The 18,984-nt window shown below is 51.8% G+C and carries 20 protein-coding genes; 9 read left to right on the forward strand and 11 right to left on the reverse strand.

The features are described 5' to 3' along the window. Positions 1–108: 108 nt before the first annotated feature. The 5 genes from M655_RS13895 to M655_RS13915 all read right to left on the reverse strand — a co-directional run bounded on the left by M655_RS13895 (position 109) and on the right by M655_RS13915 (position 4,909). Positions 109–906 (reverse strand): glycosyltransferase, encoded by a 798-nt coding sequence (locus tag M655_RS13895; protein ID WP_025846760.1) that lies wholly within the window; start codon positions 904–906, stop codon positions 109–111. Beyond that, positions 836–1,729 carry a glycosyltransferase family protein gene (locus tag M655_RS13900; protein WP_026557184.1) on the reverse strand — a complete coding sequence of 298 codons (894 nt, stop codon included), beginning with the start codon at positions 1,727–1,729 and terminating at the stop codon, positions 836–838. The genes M655_RS13895 and M655_RS13900 overlap by 71 nt, the downstream gene beginning before the upstream one ends. A 164-nt stretch (positions 1,730–1,893) precedes the next feature. Next, positions 1,894–3,129, reverse strand: coding sequence for a D-alanyl-D-alanine carboxypeptidase family protein (locus tag M655_RS13905; RefSeq protein WP_026557183.1), 1,236 nt, complete (start codon positions 3,127–3,129; stop codon positions 1,894–1,896). A gap of 74 nt (positions 3,130–3,203) precedes the next feature. Further along, entirely contained in the window at positions 3,204–4,019 is an 816-nt protein-coding gene (locus M655_RS13910; RefSeq protein WP_026557182.1) for a GTP pyrophosphokinase, read from the reverse strand. A gap of 14 nt (positions 4,020–4,033) precedes the next feature. Next, positions 4,034–4,909 (reverse strand): M23 family metallopeptidase, encoded by an 876-nt coding sequence (locus tag M655_RS13915; RefSeq protein WP_026557181.1) that lies wholly within the window; start codon positions 4,907–4,909, stop codon positions 4,034–4,036. An 87-nt stretch (positions 4,910–4,996) separates the two neighbouring features. On the opposite strand from M655_RS13915, the gene M655_RS13920 reads away from it, so the two are divergent. After that, positions 4,997–5,772 (forward strand): IS5 family transposase gene (locus M655_RS13920; protein WP_198508421.1). Its coding sequence is split into 2 segments (ribosomal slippage): positions 4,997–5,324 and positions 5,324–5,772, totalling 777 coding nucleotides; the frame shifts between segments, so codons are not numbered across the junction. A 100-nt stretch (positions 5,773–5,872) separates the two neighbouring features. On the opposite strand, the gene M655_RS13925 is transcribed toward M655_RS13920, so the two are convergent. Together M655_RS13925 and M655_RS13930 are read right to left on the reverse strand one after the other, a co-directional pair. After that, positions 5,873–6,130, reverse strand: a complete 258-nt coding sequence (locus M655_RS13925) for a hypothetical protein (RefSeq protein ID WP_007786621.1) — start codon at positions 6,128–6,130, stop codon at positions 5,873–5,875. A gap of 189 nt (positions 6,131–6,319) precedes the next feature. Beyond that, positions 6,320–6,520 carry an alpha/beta-type small acid-soluble spore protein gene (locus tag M655_RS13930; protein ID WP_005836264.1) on the reverse strand — a complete coding sequence of 67 codons (201 nt, stop codon included), beginning with the start codon at positions 6,518–6,520 and terminating at the stop codon, positions 6,320–6,322. Positions 6,521–6,770: 250 nt separating this feature from the next. On the opposite strand from M655_RS13930, the gene M655_RS13935 reads away from it, so the two are divergent. From M655_RS13935 to M655_RS13955, 5 genes are all read left to right on the forward strand, one after another. Next, on the forward strand, positions 6,771–7,649 hold the full coding sequence (locus M655_RS13935) for a 5'-3' exonuclease (RefSeq protein ID WP_005836262.1): 879 nt from the start codon (positions 6,771–6,773) through the stop codon (positions 7,647–7,649). 527 nt (positions 7,650–8,176) lie between these two features. Next, entirely contained in the window at positions 8,177–8,530 is a 354-nt protein-coding gene (locus M655_RS13940; protein WP_286085827.1) for a hypothetical protein, read from the forward strand. A gap of 28 nt (positions 8,531–8,558) precedes the next feature. Then, positions 8,559–9,334, forward strand: a protein-coding gene (locus M655_RS13945; RefSeq protein ID WP_170206163.1) for an IS5 family transposase whose coding sequence is annotated in 2 segments (ribosomal slippage) — positions 8,559–8,886 and positions 8,886–9,334 — 777 coding nt in all. Because the reading frame shifts where the segments join, the coding sequence is not laid out codon by codon here. A gap of 83 nt (positions 9,335–9,417) precedes the next feature. Beyond that, complete coding sequence (locus M655_RS13950) at positions 9,418–10,179, forward strand: hypothetical protein (RefSeq protein ID WP_286085828.1); 762 nt, start codon at positions 9,418–9,420, stop codon at positions 10,177–10,179. A gap of 79 nt (positions 10,180–10,258) precedes the next feature. Beyond that, positions 10,259–10,777 carry a hypothetical protein gene (locus M655_RS13955; protein ID WP_005831950.1) on the forward strand — a complete coding sequence of 173 codons (519 nt, stop codon included), beginning with the start codon at positions 10,259–10,261 and terminating at the stop codon, positions 10,775–10,777. Positions 10,778–11,240: 463 nt separating this feature from the next. Here the strand turns inward: M655_RS13955 and M655_RS13960 are convergent, their stop codons facing one another. Both M655_RS13960 and M655_RS13965 read right to left on the reverse strand, forming a co-directional pair. Then, the gene (locus tag M655_RS13960; RefSeq protein WP_026557180.1) at positions 11,241–13,004 is read right to left on the reverse strand and encodes a VWA domain-containing protein; all 1,764 of its coding nucleotides are present in this window, start codon (positions 13,002–13,004) and stop codon (positions 11,241–11,243) included. 12 nt (positions 13,005–13,016) lie between these two features. Further along, positions 13,017–14,318: an AAA family ATPase gene (locus M655_RS13965; protein ID WP_007780864.1), complete on the reverse strand. Its 1,302-nt coding sequence runs from the start codon at positions 14,316–14,318 to the stop codon at positions 13,017–13,019. Positions 14,319–14,541: 223 nt separating this feature from the next. Between M655_RS13965 and M655_RS13970 the strand changes: the two genes are divergently transcribed. Together M655_RS13970 and M655_RS13975 are read left to right on the forward strand one after the other, a co-directional pair. Next, entirely contained in the window at positions 14,542–15,939 is a 1,398-nt protein-coding gene (locus tag M655_RS13970) for a hypothetical protein (RefSeq protein WP_005831944.1), read from the forward strand. 593 nt (positions 15,940–16,532) lie between these two features. Then, positions 16,533–17,303 (forward strand): hypothetical protein, encoded by a 771-nt coding sequence (locus M655_RS13975; RefSeq protein WP_237716614.1) that lies wholly within the window; start codon positions 16,533–16,535, stop codon positions 17,301–17,303. Here the strand turns inward: M655_RS13975 and M655_RS13980 are convergent. Together M655_RS13980 and M655_RS28090 are read right to left on the reverse strand one after the other, a co-directional pair. After that, a complete protein-coding gene (locus M655_RS13980) occupies positions 17,269–17,724 on the reverse strand; it encodes an SDR family NAD(P)-dependent oxidoreductase (protein WP_007780872.1) in 456 nt (151 codons plus the stop codon). The genes M655_RS13975 and M655_RS13980 overlap by 35 nt on opposite strands. Then, complete coding sequence (locus M655_RS28090) at positions 17,606–17,884, reverse strand: SDR family NAD(P)-dependent oxidoreductase (RefSeq protein WP_122952467.1); 279 nt, start codon at positions 17,882–17,884, stop codon at positions 17,606–17,608. The genes M655_RS13980 and M655_RS28090 overlap by 119 nt, the downstream gene beginning before the upstream one ends. 47 nt (positions 17,885–17,931) lie before the next feature. Here M655_RS28090 and M655_RS13985 point away from each other — a divergent pair, with 47 nt between their 5' ends. Further along, entirely contained in the window at positions 17,932–18,966 is a 1,035-nt protein-coding gene (locus M655_RS13985; RefSeq protein ID WP_007780875.1) for a YkvI family membrane protein, read from the forward strand. The last annotated feature ends 18 nt before the right edge of the window (positions 18,967–18,984 follow it).

The raw sequence follows: 18,984 nt of genomic DNA on the forward strand, positions 1-18,984 counted from the left end.
TTCGCTTTCAAAAAATTTCCTACCAGCTTATCGTACTACAAAAACCGAACGCTGCAAAATGAAAAATATAGAGCGATACTTGTCGCAGCATCGCTTGTTTGAGGTTTTTCACTTGTCCTTTGCTTGTGCTTGCCAAAGGGAGAGCGCTTCCAGATGATCTCCTAAGTCTGTCAGGGCGCTTGTGCTGTCTCTCGCCTGCTCTGTTTTTGCCGCTTTGGCAGAGACGCGCTCCTTCGCCGTGCGCACGGGGGTTACTCGCAGCTCTTTTTGCAGCGCGATCGCCTGGGCGACAGCCGGAACGAACAAATGATGCGCGCCAATCGACGCCGCGGCCTCCCGGGTCATGGCAAACGGAAGATCGCCCATCGACGAGCTGCCGAGCTCGCTTCGCTCGAGCAGGTTGTTCAGAAAACACTTCGCCAGCTCTACCGGATCTTGCCCAATTTTTTCGCTCGCAGGAAAAGCATGCGCTTGCCGCAACGCGATATCTGTACCGCGATAGCAGGAGCGGACAAAAAGCTGAAGCTGTTGCGCGGCGACGATCTGTTCCGCCCCCAGAAACAGCCACACATCTCCTGCCGCTTCGCGCGCGCCGATCGCCCGCCAGACGTCTTCCCCCAGCGCATACGGGTAGGCAAAAACGCGGAGGACGGGCGACGCCGAGTAAGCGAGCACATGCTCCAGTGACCGATCATGGCTGCCGTGCACGACGACGACAATCTCTAGCGGACAGAGCTTTTCTGCCTGCTTGAGCACCTTGACGATCGTGTCTTCGTCCTGCTCCACCCCGATGATAATGCTTAGTCTGTCCTGATTTTCCAATTTGTCCACATCGCTAATGCGACCGTTTTTTGCGACTTTGCGCCCTTTTGCGGGTTCTTTTGGGCCTTTCTTTCCGTTTGGCACCCCATTCATCCCCCTCCTTTTCGCGGGATTCCTGATAGAATACGGAACGCAAATGCAGCAGTCCAGGCGCTTGCACCAGGATGCGGTGCCGCTCTCCATCAGGCAAGGCGTCACGCACGTCTTTATCCTGCAGGAGCAGTTGAATCGCTTCGCCATGCTCCTGGAATATCAAAGCTTTCTTTTTGGCCAAAGGCTGATTCGCCGCTGACCTTTTCCGCGCTGCCTGGCCAGTCGAGCCAGATGTCACGAGCGTAATCGCCAGAGCCTTTTGCACAGCGCGGACGAGCGCAGCCGCCGGAACGTGCAAATGGTGCTGCCCGATCGCTTCCAGCGCTTTGCGGTTCAAGGCAAACGGAGCTTTTTCCAAGGAAGCGCTCCCGAGCTGCTTTTGCCCGAGCAGATGGTTCAATAGCGCATAGGCACAGCGCTCTGACGACAGCTTGCCTTTCGTCGTCAACACGCGGCCCCCTGCGGAGAGAACGAGGTCGTAGCCTTTCAGCAAGGCTGCGGTGTATTTTTTCAAGGAACCGAGAGGAAGCGTGATGCCTTCCTCCAAAAACAGCAGCACGTTTCCTTGAGCGTGCTGCGCCCCGATTGCCCGGCACTCGCTGGCCGTGGCCTGCTCGCTCGCCGGAACTACTTTGGCGCTCCACACGTATTCGCTGTCTGCCGCGTGCGGGGGCAAGCCTGCGCAGACGATTATCACTTCTGTAGCCAAAGCCACCTGTTTGGCGATGTGAACCAGTCGTTCCACATTCCTGGCTCCGCCATGGGTGGGGATAATGACGGACACGAGGCTTTGCGCATAGTTTTGAGAGTCCACTTCCCCTTCCCCCTCGCCAGAAAAGTAAAGCTATATCGGTAGTGTACGTACTGCTTGATCGTTTGGACACGGCTGCTATACCCGCGTCGCTCATACAAATCCGCATGCCAAAAAAACAGGACGGCGCTTTGCTCTCCGTCCTGTTTTTGATTTTGTCGGGTCGATCAATTGACACGGCGCTCCAGGTTGCGCTGCCGGACTCGGCGCATTCGCCGCGAGCGGGAAAACGTATAGCCGATCAAAAACAGATTCATTCCCAGCCAGGCGATCAAAAGCCCGTAACGCGCGTAGGAATGGCTGCTGTCGTCGTCCGCCGCGCCAAAGCCAAAAGCGGCGCTTGCTGCCTGCACGCGCTGCGCAGGCGGCTCGTGGCGCTCCAGCGGATACGTCATCGCCAGTTCTCCGGCGGACACCGAAAGCTGTCCGTCTGTGGTCAGCTCCACGAGCGGCTCGCTCCCGACCGGAACCGTGGCGTACAAGTCTTCCTTGGCCGTATAGCTCACCTGGTTTGTGTCGCCTGGAGCCGCAATGGCGGAATAGCGCTCGCCTTTTGCGGCGATCTGTTTCGTTTCGTATCCGTTCAGCCCGAAATCGAGCAGCTTGGTCACGTCTTTGTAGGCGTAATTGCCGGAAGCCGCTTTCATCGTGACCGCGATCATTTCCGTATCGCCGCGCTTGGCAGAGCCAACCAGCGTATGCATCGCCTGATCGGTAAAGCCGTTTTTAATCCCGGTCGCGCCGGGGTAATCGCGCAACAGCTTGTTGTGGTTGATAAGCTCCGACTTCCACTCTCTTCCGTCCCAGGGGAGGCGGTTCGTTCCGACGATCTCGCGGAAAATCGGGTTTTTCATCGCGTACTGCGCGATTTTCGCCATGTCGGCCGCCGTCGTATAGTGCTCCGGGTCGTGCAGGCCGTGCGCATTGGCAAAATGCGTTTCGGTCACGCCGACCTTTTCGACCAAAAACGCGTTCAATTCCTCGGCGAACTGCTCGGTGGACCCGCTCATATGCTCCGCAATCGCTGTCGCCGCATCGTTGCCGGAGTGCATGAGCAGGCCGTATTCCAGCTTGCGCAGCGAAACCTGCTCGCCTTCGCCCAAATAAACCCGGGTTCCCTCTTCATATCGGGCTTTTTTGGAAACCGTGACAACGTCGTCCGGATTTCCTTTTTCAATGGCGTAAATGCCAGTGGCAATTTTCGTAATGCTTGCAGGGTACAGCTTCACATGAGGGTTCTTTTCAAACAGGACTTGTCCCGTTGTCGCATCAATGAGGATGGCCGATTCGCCAAACAGCTCATTTGGTGTAATCGATGACGATCCCTCGGCAAAAGCCACAGGCACGTCAAGGTTGAAAATAACCGTGACCACAACGAGAAGGTACGTTAGTAGAAGACGCATGTTAGTCTATATCCTTTCCTTGCTTGTCGGGTGTTAACGTATGGCTTTTGGCTCCAGGAAGCTTCGCGAGTCTGCTATTTCAAGCGCTTTCCCAGCAAATCGTGAATCATTTTAAACTTGGGATTGTCTGCAAACGCCTCTTCAAAGCCGCTGACGTGCTCGCGGTACAGGGCTGCGGCGGACTCCACATCTTGTTTCACGTACAGCGAAAAAATTTCCTCCAGCTTTTCTTCCAAAGTCGAATCCACCTCGGCCGGCGTGAGGATTTCATGGCGCAGGTTGTTCATCAGCACGTCTAGCTGATGAGTAATGACCGAAGCCTCGTGCAGTTGCTGCATCACGTCGATTGGAATGTTTCCGGCGTATTTGTAGCGCAGCTCGTGCTCGTTTGTCGCCCAGAAGTTCATGCCGAGTGTACGAATTTGGATTTCACAAAAAAGGGTACGCTTTTCGCTCCCGTGATATACAGTGTAGGAAACGATCATATGGATGCTGCGATAGCCCGAATCTTTTGGCGTGGAGATATAGTCCTTGATGTCATGAATGACGATATCCTCCCGTTCCTGCAGCAACTGCTGAACTTCGCGGACGTCATCGACGTAGCGGCAGACTATGCGCAAGCCAGCGATGTCCTGGACTTCCTTCGCCACTTCGTCCTGCCAGTTGGCTTGCTGAAAATCGATTCCTTTCTCATTGGCTTTCTTGATGAGACTGTCCACTTTTTTGACCCGTCCCACCACGAACTCAATCGGAGAATAGCGGCCGCTTTTCAGAAAGCCGTACTTGATTCCTTTCAGTTTGAGCTTCAATTCCTCTACTGCCTGTTCATACGGTGCCAAGAAATGGACCATATTGTTCAAGACTTTGCTTGGCACATGGGTAACTCTCATGAAAACACCTCCAATTACTTCCAGAGGAAAGGTGATGCATCAAAAAACGGCTGCGGATTTACGTACGTATTGCCAATCAACATGCCGTAATGAAGGTGAGGGCCTGTGGAAAAACCTGTGGTGCCCATAAGCCCGATCACCTGTCCCTGTTTCACTTCCTGCCCGGTCGCAACCGCAAGCTTGGACAGATGCGCATAGATCGAAAAGACGTTCATGCCGTGGTCGATAATGATCGTGTTTCCGGTCAAATAGAGCGAGTCGGCCAAAACGACCTTGCCGTGGTTGCTCGCCCAGATCGGCGTTCCGGTTTTGTTCGCAATGTCAATCGCTGCGTGGCGGTTGGCGGGCACTCCGTTTACGACGCGCTGATAGCCAAAAGGTGTCGTCAATGTCCCTTTTGCCGGCATCGTAAACGGTTCGCTAAAGTACGGCGTCGCCTGGGAGCTTGCGCGAGCGGCGTTGATTTTCTTCTGATCCGCGTTGATCCGGGCCGTGTCCTGCCGCATCGCATTCATTTGCTTGCTGACGGTCAGCTTGTCCACGGCAAATTGCTTCGGCTGAACCGTCAAGGTTGCCGTGAGTTTTTTATCCGCTGATTGCACGTTGTAATCTCCCGGCTTCACGTCAAATGGAATCGGGATAAATCGGGCATACTCGTTAGAAGAGGGCTGCAAACGGTACGATCGCGAGAAGAGTGTAACCGTTTGAGGCTGTTTGCTGCGCACGAAAATGACATCACCGGGATACGTCCTGGCTGGCGTCACGCTAATCGATGGTTGCTGTTTCTCTACACTCGCGTAAGCGCCTTCCAGTACTTGGCTGCAAGCGGCCGTTCCGGACGTGAGCGTCAGGGCAACGACCGTCATCAAACTGACCATCGATTGAAACATAGGCATGCTCCCTCCCATTTTCTAGGACGTGTCTGAAAACTAAAGAAAATGTGGTATGATTTAGGAAAAACGAATGGAGCAACGAGCATGATTCAAAGACGGTACGAAATAAACGATGAACAGTGGGAACAAATTCAGGACATGTTCCCCCCCTATCGAACAGGACGTCCGTCCAAATTAAGTAATCGTACCATGTTTAATGCCATTCTTTGGATTGCCCGAAGTGGTGCGGCTTGGCGAGATTTGCCGGAAGAACTTTATGGTTCATGGAAAACGGTCTACAGTCGCTTCTGCAAGTGGAGAGATACCGGATTACTTGTCGCCATCTTCCAAGCTCTTCACGTAGAACCTGACTTTGAAAACTTGAGCATCGATTCTACATCGGTCAAAGCTCATCAACACAGTGCGGGTGCTAAAAAAACGCAGAAGGACACGAAGTAAATCAGCACATAGGCGTCAGCCGTGGCGGAAAGACAACCAAACTTCATACCGTCGTCGATGGATTAGGGAATCCCCTCGCTTTTCTTCTCACGGGGGGGCACGTCTATGATTCCGTTCCAGCGATCAATTTGCTTCAAGGGTTTGATCTTACGGGAAGCCATATTGTTGGTGACAAAGCCTACGGCTCAGAAGGCATTCGGCATTGGATTACGGCTAAGCAGGCAGCGTACACCATCCCGCCTAAAGCGAATAATAAAAATCCTTGGAAAGTGGATTGGTATCGCTATAAAGAACGGCACTTGGTGGAGTGCTTCTTCAATAAAATCAAACATTTTCGACGAATCGCTACTCGTTACGACAAGCTGGCCAAATCATTCCTAGCGTTTGTATATGTCGCGTCCATCTTTAAACTAACTCAATAATGAGTTTTCAGACACATCCTAGTATAACAAAACAGGCTTTGAAAGGAAAAAGAAAAAGAAGGCTATCCGACTAGCCTTCTCCAATCCATTGCAGCGCGCCCTACAGTTTTTTCGTGTAATCAGCCATCATGTCCATGATCGACTGCACGCCTGTCAGCATTTCGCTGGCTCGTTTTGTTTTTTGCGAGATGTTGTCAAAATCGAGGCGCCCTCTTTTGCGGTCATTCCAACGCTTGAACAATTCTTCGGCCATGCCGGGATTGCTGCGGACGGCCCGGACGCGCATGGAGTCTTCCACGACCCACGCTTCGAATTCAGGATTTTCCCGCAGAAGCTTTTTCACTTCTTTTTTCTTCATCGTCGAAACGTCACTCCTTTCGCGTGTACAACCAAAATAGAGAGCTGTTCGTTACACCATATGACTAGTCCGCGAATGTGCTTGTGTGTTTGCACCCTGTCAAAAAGAAAGGGCTGCAAGCCAAAACAAGAAAGGCCCCGTGCAAGGGACCTTTCTTCATCCAACTATTTACTTGTCAAAAGCTTGTGCTTAGCGGCCAGCCATTTGTTGCTCAGCGAAGCTTACCAGACGCTTGGTGATTTCGCCACCAACAGATCCGTTTTGGCGGGAAGTAGTGTCTGGGCCGAGATTTACACCAAATTCAGATGCAATCTCATACTTCAGTTGATCCAGAGCTTGGTTCGCTTGAGGAACTACCAGGTTGTTGCTGCTTCCGTTGTTGTTAGCCATGATTGATTCCTCCTGACGCGTTTTTTTCTCCCGGGACGGATTTGAACCGCCTGCTTCTTCGCCTCCCACCGACTGAGACCGGAAGATGATTTTGAGGTCCAAGAGGCGGTGGTTCAACCTCTTGTGCTACTATCATCCCACGAGATCCTAAGTCCATACGCCTTTTGCAAATGTAAAATCTGTCAAAGCTGTCCCCCTGCTTTATGCTATAATGAGGCGTAAAGTTTGGAGCTGAGAGGAGTCACCATTTGTGAATGAAACAGGGAAAGTACTGCTCATCGATGGCATGAGCTTTTTATTTCGCGCCTTTTACGGGTCTGCCTGGGGCGGCGCTTATCGGCAAACGTCCACAGGCGTCTACACGAATGCGGTCTACGGCTTTACGAAAATGATGCTGGACTACGCCGAGTTGGTTCGCCCGACCCACCTGATGGTCGGCTGGGACGTCGCGTCACGCGAGTCGCTCGTGCGCAGCCAGTGGTTTGACGGCTACAAATCCAATCGCACGGCGCCGCCGGACGAGCTGATTCCGCAGTTCGAGCTGGTCAAGGAAATCACCGCTGCCTTTTCCGTGCCGAACCTGGGCTGTCCGGGTTACGAAGGCGACGACGTTTTGGGGACGCTGTCCACGCGCCTCGCCGCAGATGGCCATGAGATCGTCATCGCGACGGGCGACTACGACAGCTTGCAGTTGGTCGATGAAAACGTCAGCGTCAAAATCTTGAAAAACGGCGGCAAGCACGAACATTACGACCCGGCGAGCCTGCGAGCCCTGCGCGGCATCGCTCCGGAACAGGTCGTAGATGTCAAAGCGCTCATGGGTGACACGTCAGACTGTATTCCAGGCTGCCCGGGCATCGGGGAAAAGACGGCGACCAAGCTGATTACCGAGCACGGCAATCTGGACAACCTGTACGACAACTTGACGAGCTGCACGCCGAAAATGCGCAGCAAGCTGGAAGAGCATCGCGAGCAGGTGTACTTAAGCCAGAAGCTGGCGACGATCATTCGCGATGTGCCTGTCGAGTTTTCCATGGAGGAAGCCGTGTGGGCTTACGATCCGGAAACGGTTTTGAACAAATTTGACGAGCTTGAATTTGGCCGCAGCCTGGCGACAAGGGTCGGCTAACGCAAAAAGACACGAAGATCCCTTCCCCTTTTCGCGAGAAAAAGGGGAACCGGGATGTCTCTTTATTAGGGCAGTAGCAGCCTTACTGACACTACCCGCAAAGTAGCAGAAATTATGTCGGAAACTTACTATTTATATTCAAACGGTGCAACGGTGATTGCCAGCTTTGAAGTGACGAAGTTTGTGAGGTGATAAATTTACTGTTGGCCCGATTATTCGGAGTATTTGCCGAATTTTACGGATTCCCCGATCCGTATTTTTTTCCAGGAGGATTCAAATAGCTCCGTATCTGGCAGTAATGAAAATCGATATCCGTCAGTTTAATGTTGATTAATTCACTGACTCGGACACGGTCTACATGAGTGTTTTCGCGATCATCATGTCTTGAAAATTTTTTATTTTTGAGCGTCAAATTCCGACAAATTTCCTCTTTGGAAATTTGTTATAGTAAATATTGGATAAAACATCCTCTATAGGTAAGGAGTGGTAAATTTGTCAAAAAATTATTTAAGGCATCGTTAGTATCTATGCTATCTGTCGGTATTTCTGTTAGTTCTCTGTTTTTTAGCTCGCCTATTCAAGCAAAACAAAATCCATCAACATCTGATGAACTCCTTCAATATGCAAACGAACAAAATGTCAACATTTTATTGTACGATGAAAATGGAAAAATTGATAAGGAATTTCATGTGGATGGACTTGAGGTCACCTATAAATACAAAAATGGAAAAATGATAGAATCTGAAGACAACAAAGGCAGAAAACAAAAATATGTGAAACGGGACAACTACGTAGAAGTGACTGAATATGAGAACGGGAAAGAACTTTTTAAACACGCCCTTTCTAGGACGTGTCTGAAAACTAAAGAAAATGTGGTATGATTTAGGAAAAACGAATGGAGCAACGAGCATGATTCAAAGACGGTACGAAATAAACGATGAACAGTGGGAACAAATTCAGGACATGTTCCCCCCCTATCGAACAGGACGTCCGTCCAAATTAAGTAATCGTACCATGTTTAATGCCATTCTTTGGATTGCCCGAAGTGGTGCGGCTTGGCGAGATTTGCCGGAAGAACGTTATGGTTCATGGAAAACGGTCTACAGTCGCTTCTGCAAGTGGAGAGATACCGGATTACTTGTCGCCATCTTCCAAGCTCTTCACGTAGAACCTGACTTTGAAAACTTGAGCATCGATTCTACATCGGTCAAAGCTCATCAACACAGTGCGGGTGCTAAAAAAACGCAGAAGGACACGAAGTAAATCAGCACATAGGCGTCAGCCGTGGCGGAAAGACAACCAAACTTCATACCGTCGTCGATGGATTAGGGAATCCCCTCGCTTTTCTTCTCACGGGGGGGCACGTCTATGATTCCGTTCCAGCGATCAATTTGCTTCAAGGGTTTGATCTTACGGGAAGCCATATTGTTGGTGACAAAGCCTACGGCTCAGAAGGCATTCGGCATTGGATTACGGCTAAGCAGGCAGCGTACACCATCCCGCCTAAAGCGAATAATAAAAATCCTTGGAAAGTGGATTGGTACCGCTATAAAGAACGGCACTTGGTGGAGTGCTTCTTCAATAAAATCAAACATTTTCGACGAATCGCTACTCGTTACGACAAGCTGGCCAAATCATTCCTAGCGTTTGTATATGTCGCGTCCATCTTTAAACTAACTCAATAATGAGTTTTCAGACACATCCTAGTAATGATTTGAAATTTCCTGAAGTCAAGACTAATGATCACGAGAATCTTGAGAAGGAAAAGATGGAAGAGGGTAATAAGAAGGGAGCAGAGAGTGATTTAAGGTCCATAGGCATCGAAAGTACTACTACATATGAGGATTACTATGTCAACGGCGTTCTAATGAACAATCTAGTTCCGGGTTCATGCCCTTGTTCATCAGGATCCGATAAGTTCATTAACTATAGTTCTATGACAGAGAGTGAGATCCAATCATTCTTTCAGAATAAAAACTCTATTTTGAAAGATCCGGTGCAAATTTGGAGAAGAGATTCTAACGGGAATGTTTACAATACCAACAAAACAATCCTTCCGTCCAAAGCAATTTACAATGCTGCACAGACACACAGAATGAATCCAAAGGTGGTTATTGCAACCCTTCAAAAAGAACAATCTCTTGTTTCTGCAGCACCTGGTAGTGTCAGCTACTCATCTCGCCGATTCTACTATGCTATGGGTTATGGTGCAACGGATGGCGGAGATCTGAATGGAACAAGCGGATTTGATATCCAGATTGACAAAGGAACTAAACTATTCAAGGATCTATGGTATAACTCCCCTACTGAGACTTACCCAATCTTATTCAACAACATCAACTACGGAAAAACGGTAACCTCTAATGGGGTCACGTACAAAAACTACATCTGGGTAAAAAATTATGGAACATGGGCGCTTTACAAATACACTCCACATGCACTGGATATAAACTATCTCCCTACTATTACAGGAGGGAACTATTCCTTCCAAAGCATCTTCAAATCATACTGGGGGACTGACTGGGATTAATTTTTTCAAAAGAAAAAAGCAAACCCCTCGTTCCAATTGGAACGAGGGGTTTTTCTAAAAATGAAGGAGGCGAGGGATTATGAATCATAGGCTAATACTTCTCATCATGACATTGACGATTATTTTTTTCTTATGGGGTTGTTCTTCAAAGGAAAAAACCATGACAAATGATCAAACCCACGAGTCTTTAGTAAGCGACTTTACTGCAGAAAATCTGCATTCGATAGGAGTGTCAGAATATCGCTTGGATTCGTTGCCATATAAAGCTCAACCAGAGTTCTTAGTTTTCCTATCGGAAGAAGAAGAAAAAAAAAGAATATTACGTTGGATGGAAACAGCTAAGAATAAAACAGACATATCTCAGGCCAAAATCCAAAAAATATATGTATTACAATTTCAATATCAAATTGGAGAACAAGTAGTGGATAGTAAATACTTAGCCTACGTTGAGGATAGCAACGGGGCATTTTATGTAAAACCTTTTGAAAAAATGGTGCCGGAGCTAAACCTGGAAAAGTTTACAGAGAAAGATATCGATTCAATTATGAAGATACTGGGAATAGATAACTGGTATATAGTTGAAAAAGCACCATTATAGTGTGAAGTGCACCCCTTAGAATAGACATTGGAAAAACCCCTAGGGAAATCCGATGTAATTTTAGGGGGTGCATTTTTATGGCAATCAAAGGTCAGAAGTTTCAGTCGTATCCAGAATCCTTGAGTTTGGCGTTTCAAGAAGTGGATACTATTCTTACCTGAAACGGAAAAATACAGATCGGGACAAGTCGTTGAAAGACCTCATCCAGGATGTGTATCCAAGAAGAACGCTTCGTCTCGTATATTTTCAGGATCTTCATACGTCTTGTTGACAAGTTCAAACTTTCTCTTGGCTAACGGTAGGCGTTCGCCAGCCCCCGTTCGGACTTTCACCCTAGAGATGACGCCCATGCTGGGCGTACAACCAAGAGAAACCCCAAAAACAAGGGGTTTCTCATCAGCCTGGGGCTATCCCAAGGGATAGCCTCTTTCTGTTGCTGTTGGGAACAAGTCTGCGCGGCCTGTCAGCGCAAGGCACGCGTGGCACGCTTTTTCGTTGGCGACTGGTGCGCGGTCGAGACGCCAAATACGTCGAGCAACAGCCCCGTATTTTCCGCCCCTTCCGTTTCCCAGCTCGTCGCGAAGCGCACGCGGTGGGAGATGCCTAGCAGGTCGTACGTTTGCACGAGATGCTGCCGGGCCGAGCCGACGATCAGACTGTGCAGGCGGACTTGTTTCTTTTGCCCGAGCGCGACCAGCTTTTCTTGCACGTATGGCGAGATTCCGCCCACGCCGTCGGTCACCATCACCAGATCGGCAGCTTGCCACGTTTTTTCCGTCTCGACCAGCTCCATCGCTCGCTTCATCGGCGCATCAAAATGCGTCCCGCCGCCAAACGCCATTTGCGCCAGGCCGTAAAACGCCCCCCAGTCCGGCTTCTTGTGATACAGAGGCTGCTCTCTTAGCTCTCCTTTTGCCCCGAACAAGATCAGCACGAAATCGCGCTTTTCGAGCATGGACAGCGCCGCAAACGTCATGATGAAAATTTGCGCCAGCCGCAGCTTTGCCCCGCGCATGGAGTGCGAAGTGTCGAGCATGCAAATGACCGGGCCTTTTGGCGGTTCCTCTACCCAGCCGGACGTATCGTACGTCATCAGCTTTTGCTCCAGCCATTTCAGCATGAAGTAATGTTCGTAGTCCGGATCGGCGAGCAGCACGGCCTCGCCCGGCAGCATGTGGGCAATATCGCCGGACTGCCGCAAATCGTAGTATTCCTCCGGCAAATGGCGGGAGCGAATCTCCTTGCGCCGCACGCGAAAGCGATGCACCTGGCGGCCGACTTCGTCCAAAAACGCCACCAGATCGGGATGGCGCTTCAATTTTTCCACCCACTTCACATACTGCTCAAAGCTTTGCCTGCGCAGCTTGCCCAGGTCGTGTCCCCAACTGCGGTTGGCAAAGCGCTGGCTCGCCGCAAACACCTCATCTACAAACAGCGTGTCTACATCCTCGGCGGACAACGTCCCCTTCAACGACTGCTCCAGCCACTGCCCCAGTTCTTTTTCCCAAGCGTCTATCGCTTCTTTTTCCTGTTTTTGCAGTCGGTCGAGCTGCTTTTCCCGCTGGGCCAGCTCTTCTTCGAGCTTTTTGACCTTTTGCATGAGCTTCGTCCGCTTCGTAAACTGCACGCTCATCTCTTCGCGAAGCTGCTCGATTTTCGCTTGCAGCCCGGCGATTTCCGCGCGCACGAGCGGCTTCGTGTCGAGGGCTTCCTGCTTGTCCTCCACTACGCGCTTGCCTTGCTGCAGCGTATAGCCGATCAGCTCCAGCTTTGCTTTTTGCTTTTCCGTGAGCAAATCGGCGAGCTGCGCTTCTTTCGTTCCTTCTTGTCCTTGCTGTTCCCGCAAGCCCGCGAGAAGCGGGGAAAGGCTGCGATCTTTTTGCCGCTGCTTCACTTCCTCCGCGAACGTCTCCGTGAGCCACAACAGCGCCTTGATCGCCGTCTTGAAAGCCGCGCTCTCATTGCCGACCGTCCGGGGGTGAATCATCCGCGTAAAATATTGCTTCATGAGCGTGCGAATCATCCAGTGATGGAACGGAGTCGCTTCCTGGGTCATGTCGATCTCGGGTTTTTCCACATAAAAAACGAGAAAAAAGTCGGCGAGCAGCTCGTGATTGAACCACTCGGCCCGGGACTGCGCCTCCTGCACCCATTCCTGGGCCGTGCGCGAAGAAGCGAGATACGTTTCAAACAAATAGCGCTCGACCCCGCTGGCACGAACTATCATCGTCACTCCCCCCTATAACGTAAAGTCGTAGTCTGCCCCCGCGATCTCTTTGTCAAATATGGTCCGGTACGTTTTTTGCAATTGCTGCAAAATCCGCTCGCCCTCGATCCGCAAGTACGCGTATTTGACCGTGTACTTCTCGACGTTGTGGATCAACCGATTTTTCTCCAGCACGTACGCGCCCAGGTCATGCTCGCGCTTTTCCCACTGCATCAGGCGGTTGCGCAAATCGCGCGCCGTCTCTTCCAGCTCCATGCGGCAAGCTTCCAGCAGTTGCCCGTTTCGCTCCAGCGCTTCTTTTCCCAGCTTGGCCCCGACTTCTTTTTTGAATTGGAAAGCGTGCAACTCTGATTCCTTTTCCTTCCATTTATCAGCGAGTTGCTGCAAGCGCTGGAGCGGCAGTTCGTTTTCCAGCTCTGCCTTGAGCATCTCCGTAAACTGGCGCTCGAACAACTCGCGCATGACGTTCAAGTCTTCCGGCACATCCCAGAGCATGTGCGGGGTAAAAACCGTGTCCCAGATCGTGACCTGCTCGCGGCCATGCAGGGCGGCAGACGTCCGCCATACGCCTGCGATTTTGCTCCAGCGGCGGTCGGACAGCACGTATTCCTTTTCCTCTATGTCCTGCTTGATCCGGTAGAGGAAGTAAATCAATGCCTCCGGGATCGTCACTTGCTTCGCCGCCGCCTGAATGTCCTTGATATCGTACAGGGAAAAGACGACCGGGAGCGGATTCGTCGGCAGCGAGAACATCCGCTCGTAGCTGGCCGCCTGTTGCAAGTAGTGGACTTCATAGCGGAACAGGAAGCGGTCGTATAAAGCGGTCAACTGCTCGTCGTCATCCGGCAGTTCGTTGGACGCCGCAATCAAAAACTGCAGCGGGACCTCTTCTTTTTCTCTGCCGTTAAAGTAAAGGCGTTCGTTCAAAATGGACAGCAGCGCATTCAAGATCGCGCTGTTCGCCTTGAAAATTTCGTCGAGGAAGGCAAATTGCGCCTGTGGCAAATAGCCCGCTGTTTTTCGCACGTAGTTGTCGAGCTTCAACTGTTGAAGCGACACGGGGCCGAAAAGCTCATCCGGCGTCGTAAACCGGGTCAGCAAATATTCAAACCAATGCTCGGCGCCAAACAGTTGCGCCACCGAGCGGGCGAGCTGCGATTTTGCCGTCCCCGGCGGGCCGATCAACAGCGCATTTTCTCCGCTCATCATCCCGAGCATCAAAAGCCGGATCAGTTCGCTCCGTTCCAAAAAGCGGCGCTCCAACAGCTCGATCGCCTGGTCCATTTTTCGTTGGATTGGTGTAGTCGTATTCATCGTCGTTTGGCGCCTGTCTCCCGTATAAACGAAGGGCGCCGTTCCCCCTCTCTTGCCTCGTACCCAAGTCATCAAGACCCCGATTTTTTGTCATGCCTCCTGCTCATTTAATAGTGGCATATTGTGGACAAAAATGCCAGTTTCGCCAGCCGCATGCACGTTCACCCATAGATTTGCTCGCGCATATGGTGTGGCAAAAGGAAAAAGCGGGAGGAGGTACAGTATGGGGATTGAACTTGCATGGTTGCACGGCGTGTATGTGTTGTTCGTAATTGGCATCATTCTCATGATGGTTATGCGCAGGGACACCAGTCTGATTAGCATTGTCGGGATTGCCCTGCTCGGACTGGTCGCGACCGGATCGGTGACGACGGCGATTGGTGGAATTTTTGGCAGCTTTATTTACGCGATCACCGAGCTGTTGCCGACGATTTTGGTCATCTGTATTATCGTGGCGATGAGTCATGTGCTTACAGATACTGGCGTCAACGAGACGATGATCCGGCCGATGACGCACCTGATTCACAACGCCACATTGGCCTATTGGGTGATCGGGATTGTGATGATGGTCATTTCCTGGTTTTTCTGGCCGTCGCCTGCGGTTGCACTGATCGGCGCGGTCATGCTGCCTGTCGCTTTGCGGGCGGGCTTGCCTGCCATGGGCGTCGCGATTGCGATGAACCTGTTCGGACACGGAATTGCGCTCTCCGGCGACTTTGTCATTCAGGGAGCGCCGACCTTGACAGCCAAAGCGGCGGGCCTGCCTGTAGAGGACGTCATTTCCGCCAGCGTTCCGCTCGTCGTCGTCATGGGGCTGGTCACGACCGTAATCGCCTTCTGGTACTTGAAAAAAGACATGAAGCTGGGCAATCTCCCGGGGTCCGGCAGCGACACGCCTGCGGGCGATTCCGTCTTTGCCGCAGCGCGCGTTCCTCTGCCTACGGGGACTCGCCGCTTTTTGGCTGCCCTCGTTCCCGTCCTGTTTGCGCTTGATGTCGTGGCGATGTTTGCTTTTGACTTGCGCGGAGGCGATGCGACGGCGCTCGTCGGCGGAACGGCTCTGTTGATTCTGATTGTCGCGACGATGCTCGCCCACAAGCAAAAAGGGCTGGAGCAAGTGACGAGCCATCTCATCTCCGGCTTTCAGTTCGGCTTCAAAGTGTTCGGACCCGTCATTCCGATCGCCGCCTTTTTTTACATGGGCGACAGCGGCTTTGTCAAAGTGTTCGGCGAGGTGCTGCCGGCTGGCTCGCAAGGGATCGTCAACGACTTGGGCGTGGCGCTGGCCCACACGATCCCGATCAGCAAAGAAGTAGCCGCCTTGACTGTCGCTGCTGTCGGCGTCATTACCGGGCTGGACGGCTCGGGCTTCTCCGGCATCACGCTGGCCGGTTCGCTCGCGCAGCTTTTCGCTACTGCTCTGGGCGCCGGAGCCGCTACTTTGACCGCCCTCGGGCAAATTGCCGCCATCTGGGTCGGCGGCGGAACGATTATTCCTTGGGCGCTGATTCCGGCAGCGGCGATCTGCGGCGTCGATCCGTTCGAGTTGGCGCGGCGCAACCTGTATCCCGTCGCCATCGGGCTATTGGTGACGACCATCGTTGCCATGTTCCTGTTGTAAATAACGACGAAAAAGGCGAAAAAGGCGCCTGGCCGTGGCACGCCGCCTTTTTCGTCTGTTGTTTTTGCCGACGGTTCATGCAGTTGTACTAGCATCACTCGAAAATGTTCGCGACGCTCCTCTCCAACGTCTTCGGGATTAGCCAGCCGCTCAGGGAGTTGTTCACGATTGCTGCCCCCTGCCTCTATCTCTTTGGCGTTCGTGTTTGCCTCGGCTGTTATTCGCAGCTTTTAAGGTTTCTCTCTCCCCTGTTCGGCTGCCGCGGTTTGGCATCGCTTGGCCGGGTTGCCCTTCCGCTCAAGAGTCTTGGCGGACAGCGCTGAAAGTGACGGCTTGATAAACATCCGAAACCTTGGCCCGCATGATCTCTGTCTTGTCGACTCGACAACTGCAAAAACGGAAAAGATCGGCGTAAAAATTTCCTGCCAAAAAGCTTGACTGCTCGTAGAGAACCGAATACAATCCTCCTATTTGAAGAAATTTGTCAATAGTCTGTAGATTCCGGTATGATGAGAGAAAGAAAGGAGGAGGCACACTATTTTTTCGGAATACCGACTTCTGATTGTAGATTTAGAACTAATTGCAAATGGATGGTGGTTGGTTTGAGCAAACATTCGCACATGCGCCCGTTCGCCAATTTAATCACATTGAACGAACTGGTTCATTTGGTGATGGCCCATGCATTTACGTTGCAGAAAAAATGGATGGCCAAAGATATTTATGACATGACCAGTTCGATGAATGTGTTCCCTATGAGCAGCAACCAGACCTACGTCTACCGGATTATGAAAAATCTCGCCCAGAAAGACATTCTCTTCATGGAATCAACCTGGTCTACTACAGAGCGGCCGACCCTGCACTATACGGTTATGGAGAAAGGTCTCATCCATTTTTACACCGGCGAGCGAGCAGTCATCAAGGCCGTACCCGCCAAAGTCAAGCAGCTTCGCCATTTTTTGCACGATCTGGACCAAAAGCTTCCCGCCTCGCCATGCCCTCCCTCCCCTTTGCCTGAAAATGAGCATGAGAAAAAAATCATTGGTGTCGCGGATTATTACGACTGGCTGCTACTGCGTGGCGCGCTGGATGGAAAGTCCCCACACTCTTGTAAAGACCTTGGCGACAATTTCGGGAAACCGGTAAACCTGTCCTACCTTTATCAATTGCATGAGGATTTAGAGCAGACGGGACATATCAGCGATGACTGGATTACATGCAAAGGCAGGGAAAAGTTGGCTGCACTGGAATGCGAACTGAAGACGGAGGTTCAGGAGGCGTTGAAGAGGGTGGAGAAGCTTGAAAAAACAGAATCAAGTGTGAAATCATGGGTCAAGGCTTGGCGTCAGCAACAAGCGGTAGAATAAACCAGTACTGTCTTCGCCTTGAAAAAACCTTGCTGTCACGCTTCGTCGTCCTGGACTTGGTAAAGCCGATGACCCCCGCCTTGGCCGCCGCGTAGTAGCTCAGCTTGACGCCGCCCTTTTGGCCAATTTGCGAAGCGATATTGATGATCCGCCCGCTCTTTTGCTCGATCATGTGCGGCACCACATGCCTCGTCAGCAGGAACACGGACCGCAGATCGACATCGATCATCCGGTCCCATGTTTCCACCGTCATTTCGTGAATCAGGCTTTGGGTAAGAATGCCCGCGTTGTTCACCAAAATATCAATACGTCCGAACTTTGCGAGCGTCTCGTCGACCAGACGCTGCACAAAGCGCACGTCGGTAACGTCGCCTTCCGCTGCCATCACCTGCCCGCTGCAGCCCGCCAGTTGGGCAACCACCTCGTCCGATTTCCGCCTGAGTCTGGTTGTAGCAGTTGATCGCCACGTGGGCGCCTTCGCGGGCGAATGCCAACGCGATCGCTTTGCCGATTCCCTGGCCGGCCCCGGTAATAAGGGCAACTTTGTCCTTCAACCACTTTTTTCTTCTGTTTTGGCCCAAGCCTCATACACTTGTACTAGCATCCCATTTGGAAAGGAACAGACCGTATGAAACTGTGGGGAAAAAGTATCCAGGTCGCGGCAACCTACATAGGAACAGTGGTCGGGGCCGGGTTCGCGAGCGGCCAGGAAATTCTCGCGTTTTTCACCTCATATGGCCATGCAGGCACGGTCGGCATCCTGCTGGCCACGTCGCTGTTCGTCTGGCTGGGCTACAAGATGATGCTGCTGGCCCATCAACTGCGCACGCCCTCTTACGAATCGTTCAATCAAAAGCTGTTCGGGCCGATGCTTGGCCGCACCATGAATGTGCTTGTCTTTTTAACCTTGTTCGGTGTCACGACCGTCATGCTCGCCGGAGCGGGATCCGTGCTGGAGGAGCAATTCGACATCCCGTATTTGCTCGGAACGGCCGCCACGGTTTTGCTCGCGCTGCTCATCCTGCGAAGAGGGCTGGAGCAGCTCTTGCTGGTCAATGCGCTCGTCGTCCCGTCCATGCTGCTGTTTGCCCTGCTCATTTTGCTTGACGGCAGCGCCGAATCGCCTTTGCCGCTTGCCAAGCCTTCCGACTACGCCTTTTTGTGGAAAACGATTTTGTACGTCTCCTTCAATCTGGCGATGGCCCAGTCTGTCCTGATCCCGATCGGCTACGCCATCCGCGAAAAAGTCGTCCTGTTCCGCGCGGCGGTCATCGGAGGCGTCGTCCTCGGCTTTATGCTGCTCGTCGTGCATACGACGATGCTGGCGAATTGGGACGACGTGCGCTTCATGGACATCCCGATCCTGTTCATTACGGATCGCTGGAATGAATGGCTGCAACTGTTTTTCGTGTTCGTCCTCTACTCCGAGATTTTCACCACGCTCATCTCCAACGTGTTCGGGATCGGCCAGCAACTGCGCGAGCTGCTCCAGCAGCCGGAATCCCGGCTCTACCTGTATCTTTTTGCGGCTGCCTTCATCCTTTGCCTGATTGGCTACAGCCAGTTGCTGATGTTTTTGTATCCGCTGTTCGGGTATTTGGGGCTGTCTACGCTGTGCCGGATATCTGTGCCGGCGGTTTTGCTGCCGCGAGGGAGGAGGTGACCTGGACTTGGCCGCGGG

The sequence above is a fragment of the Brevibacillus sp. NSP2.1 genome, from assembly GCF_000470975.2.
Taxonomy (GTDB): Bacteria; Bacillota; Bacilli; order Brevibacillales; family Brevibacillaceae; genus Brevibacillus; species Brevibacillus agri.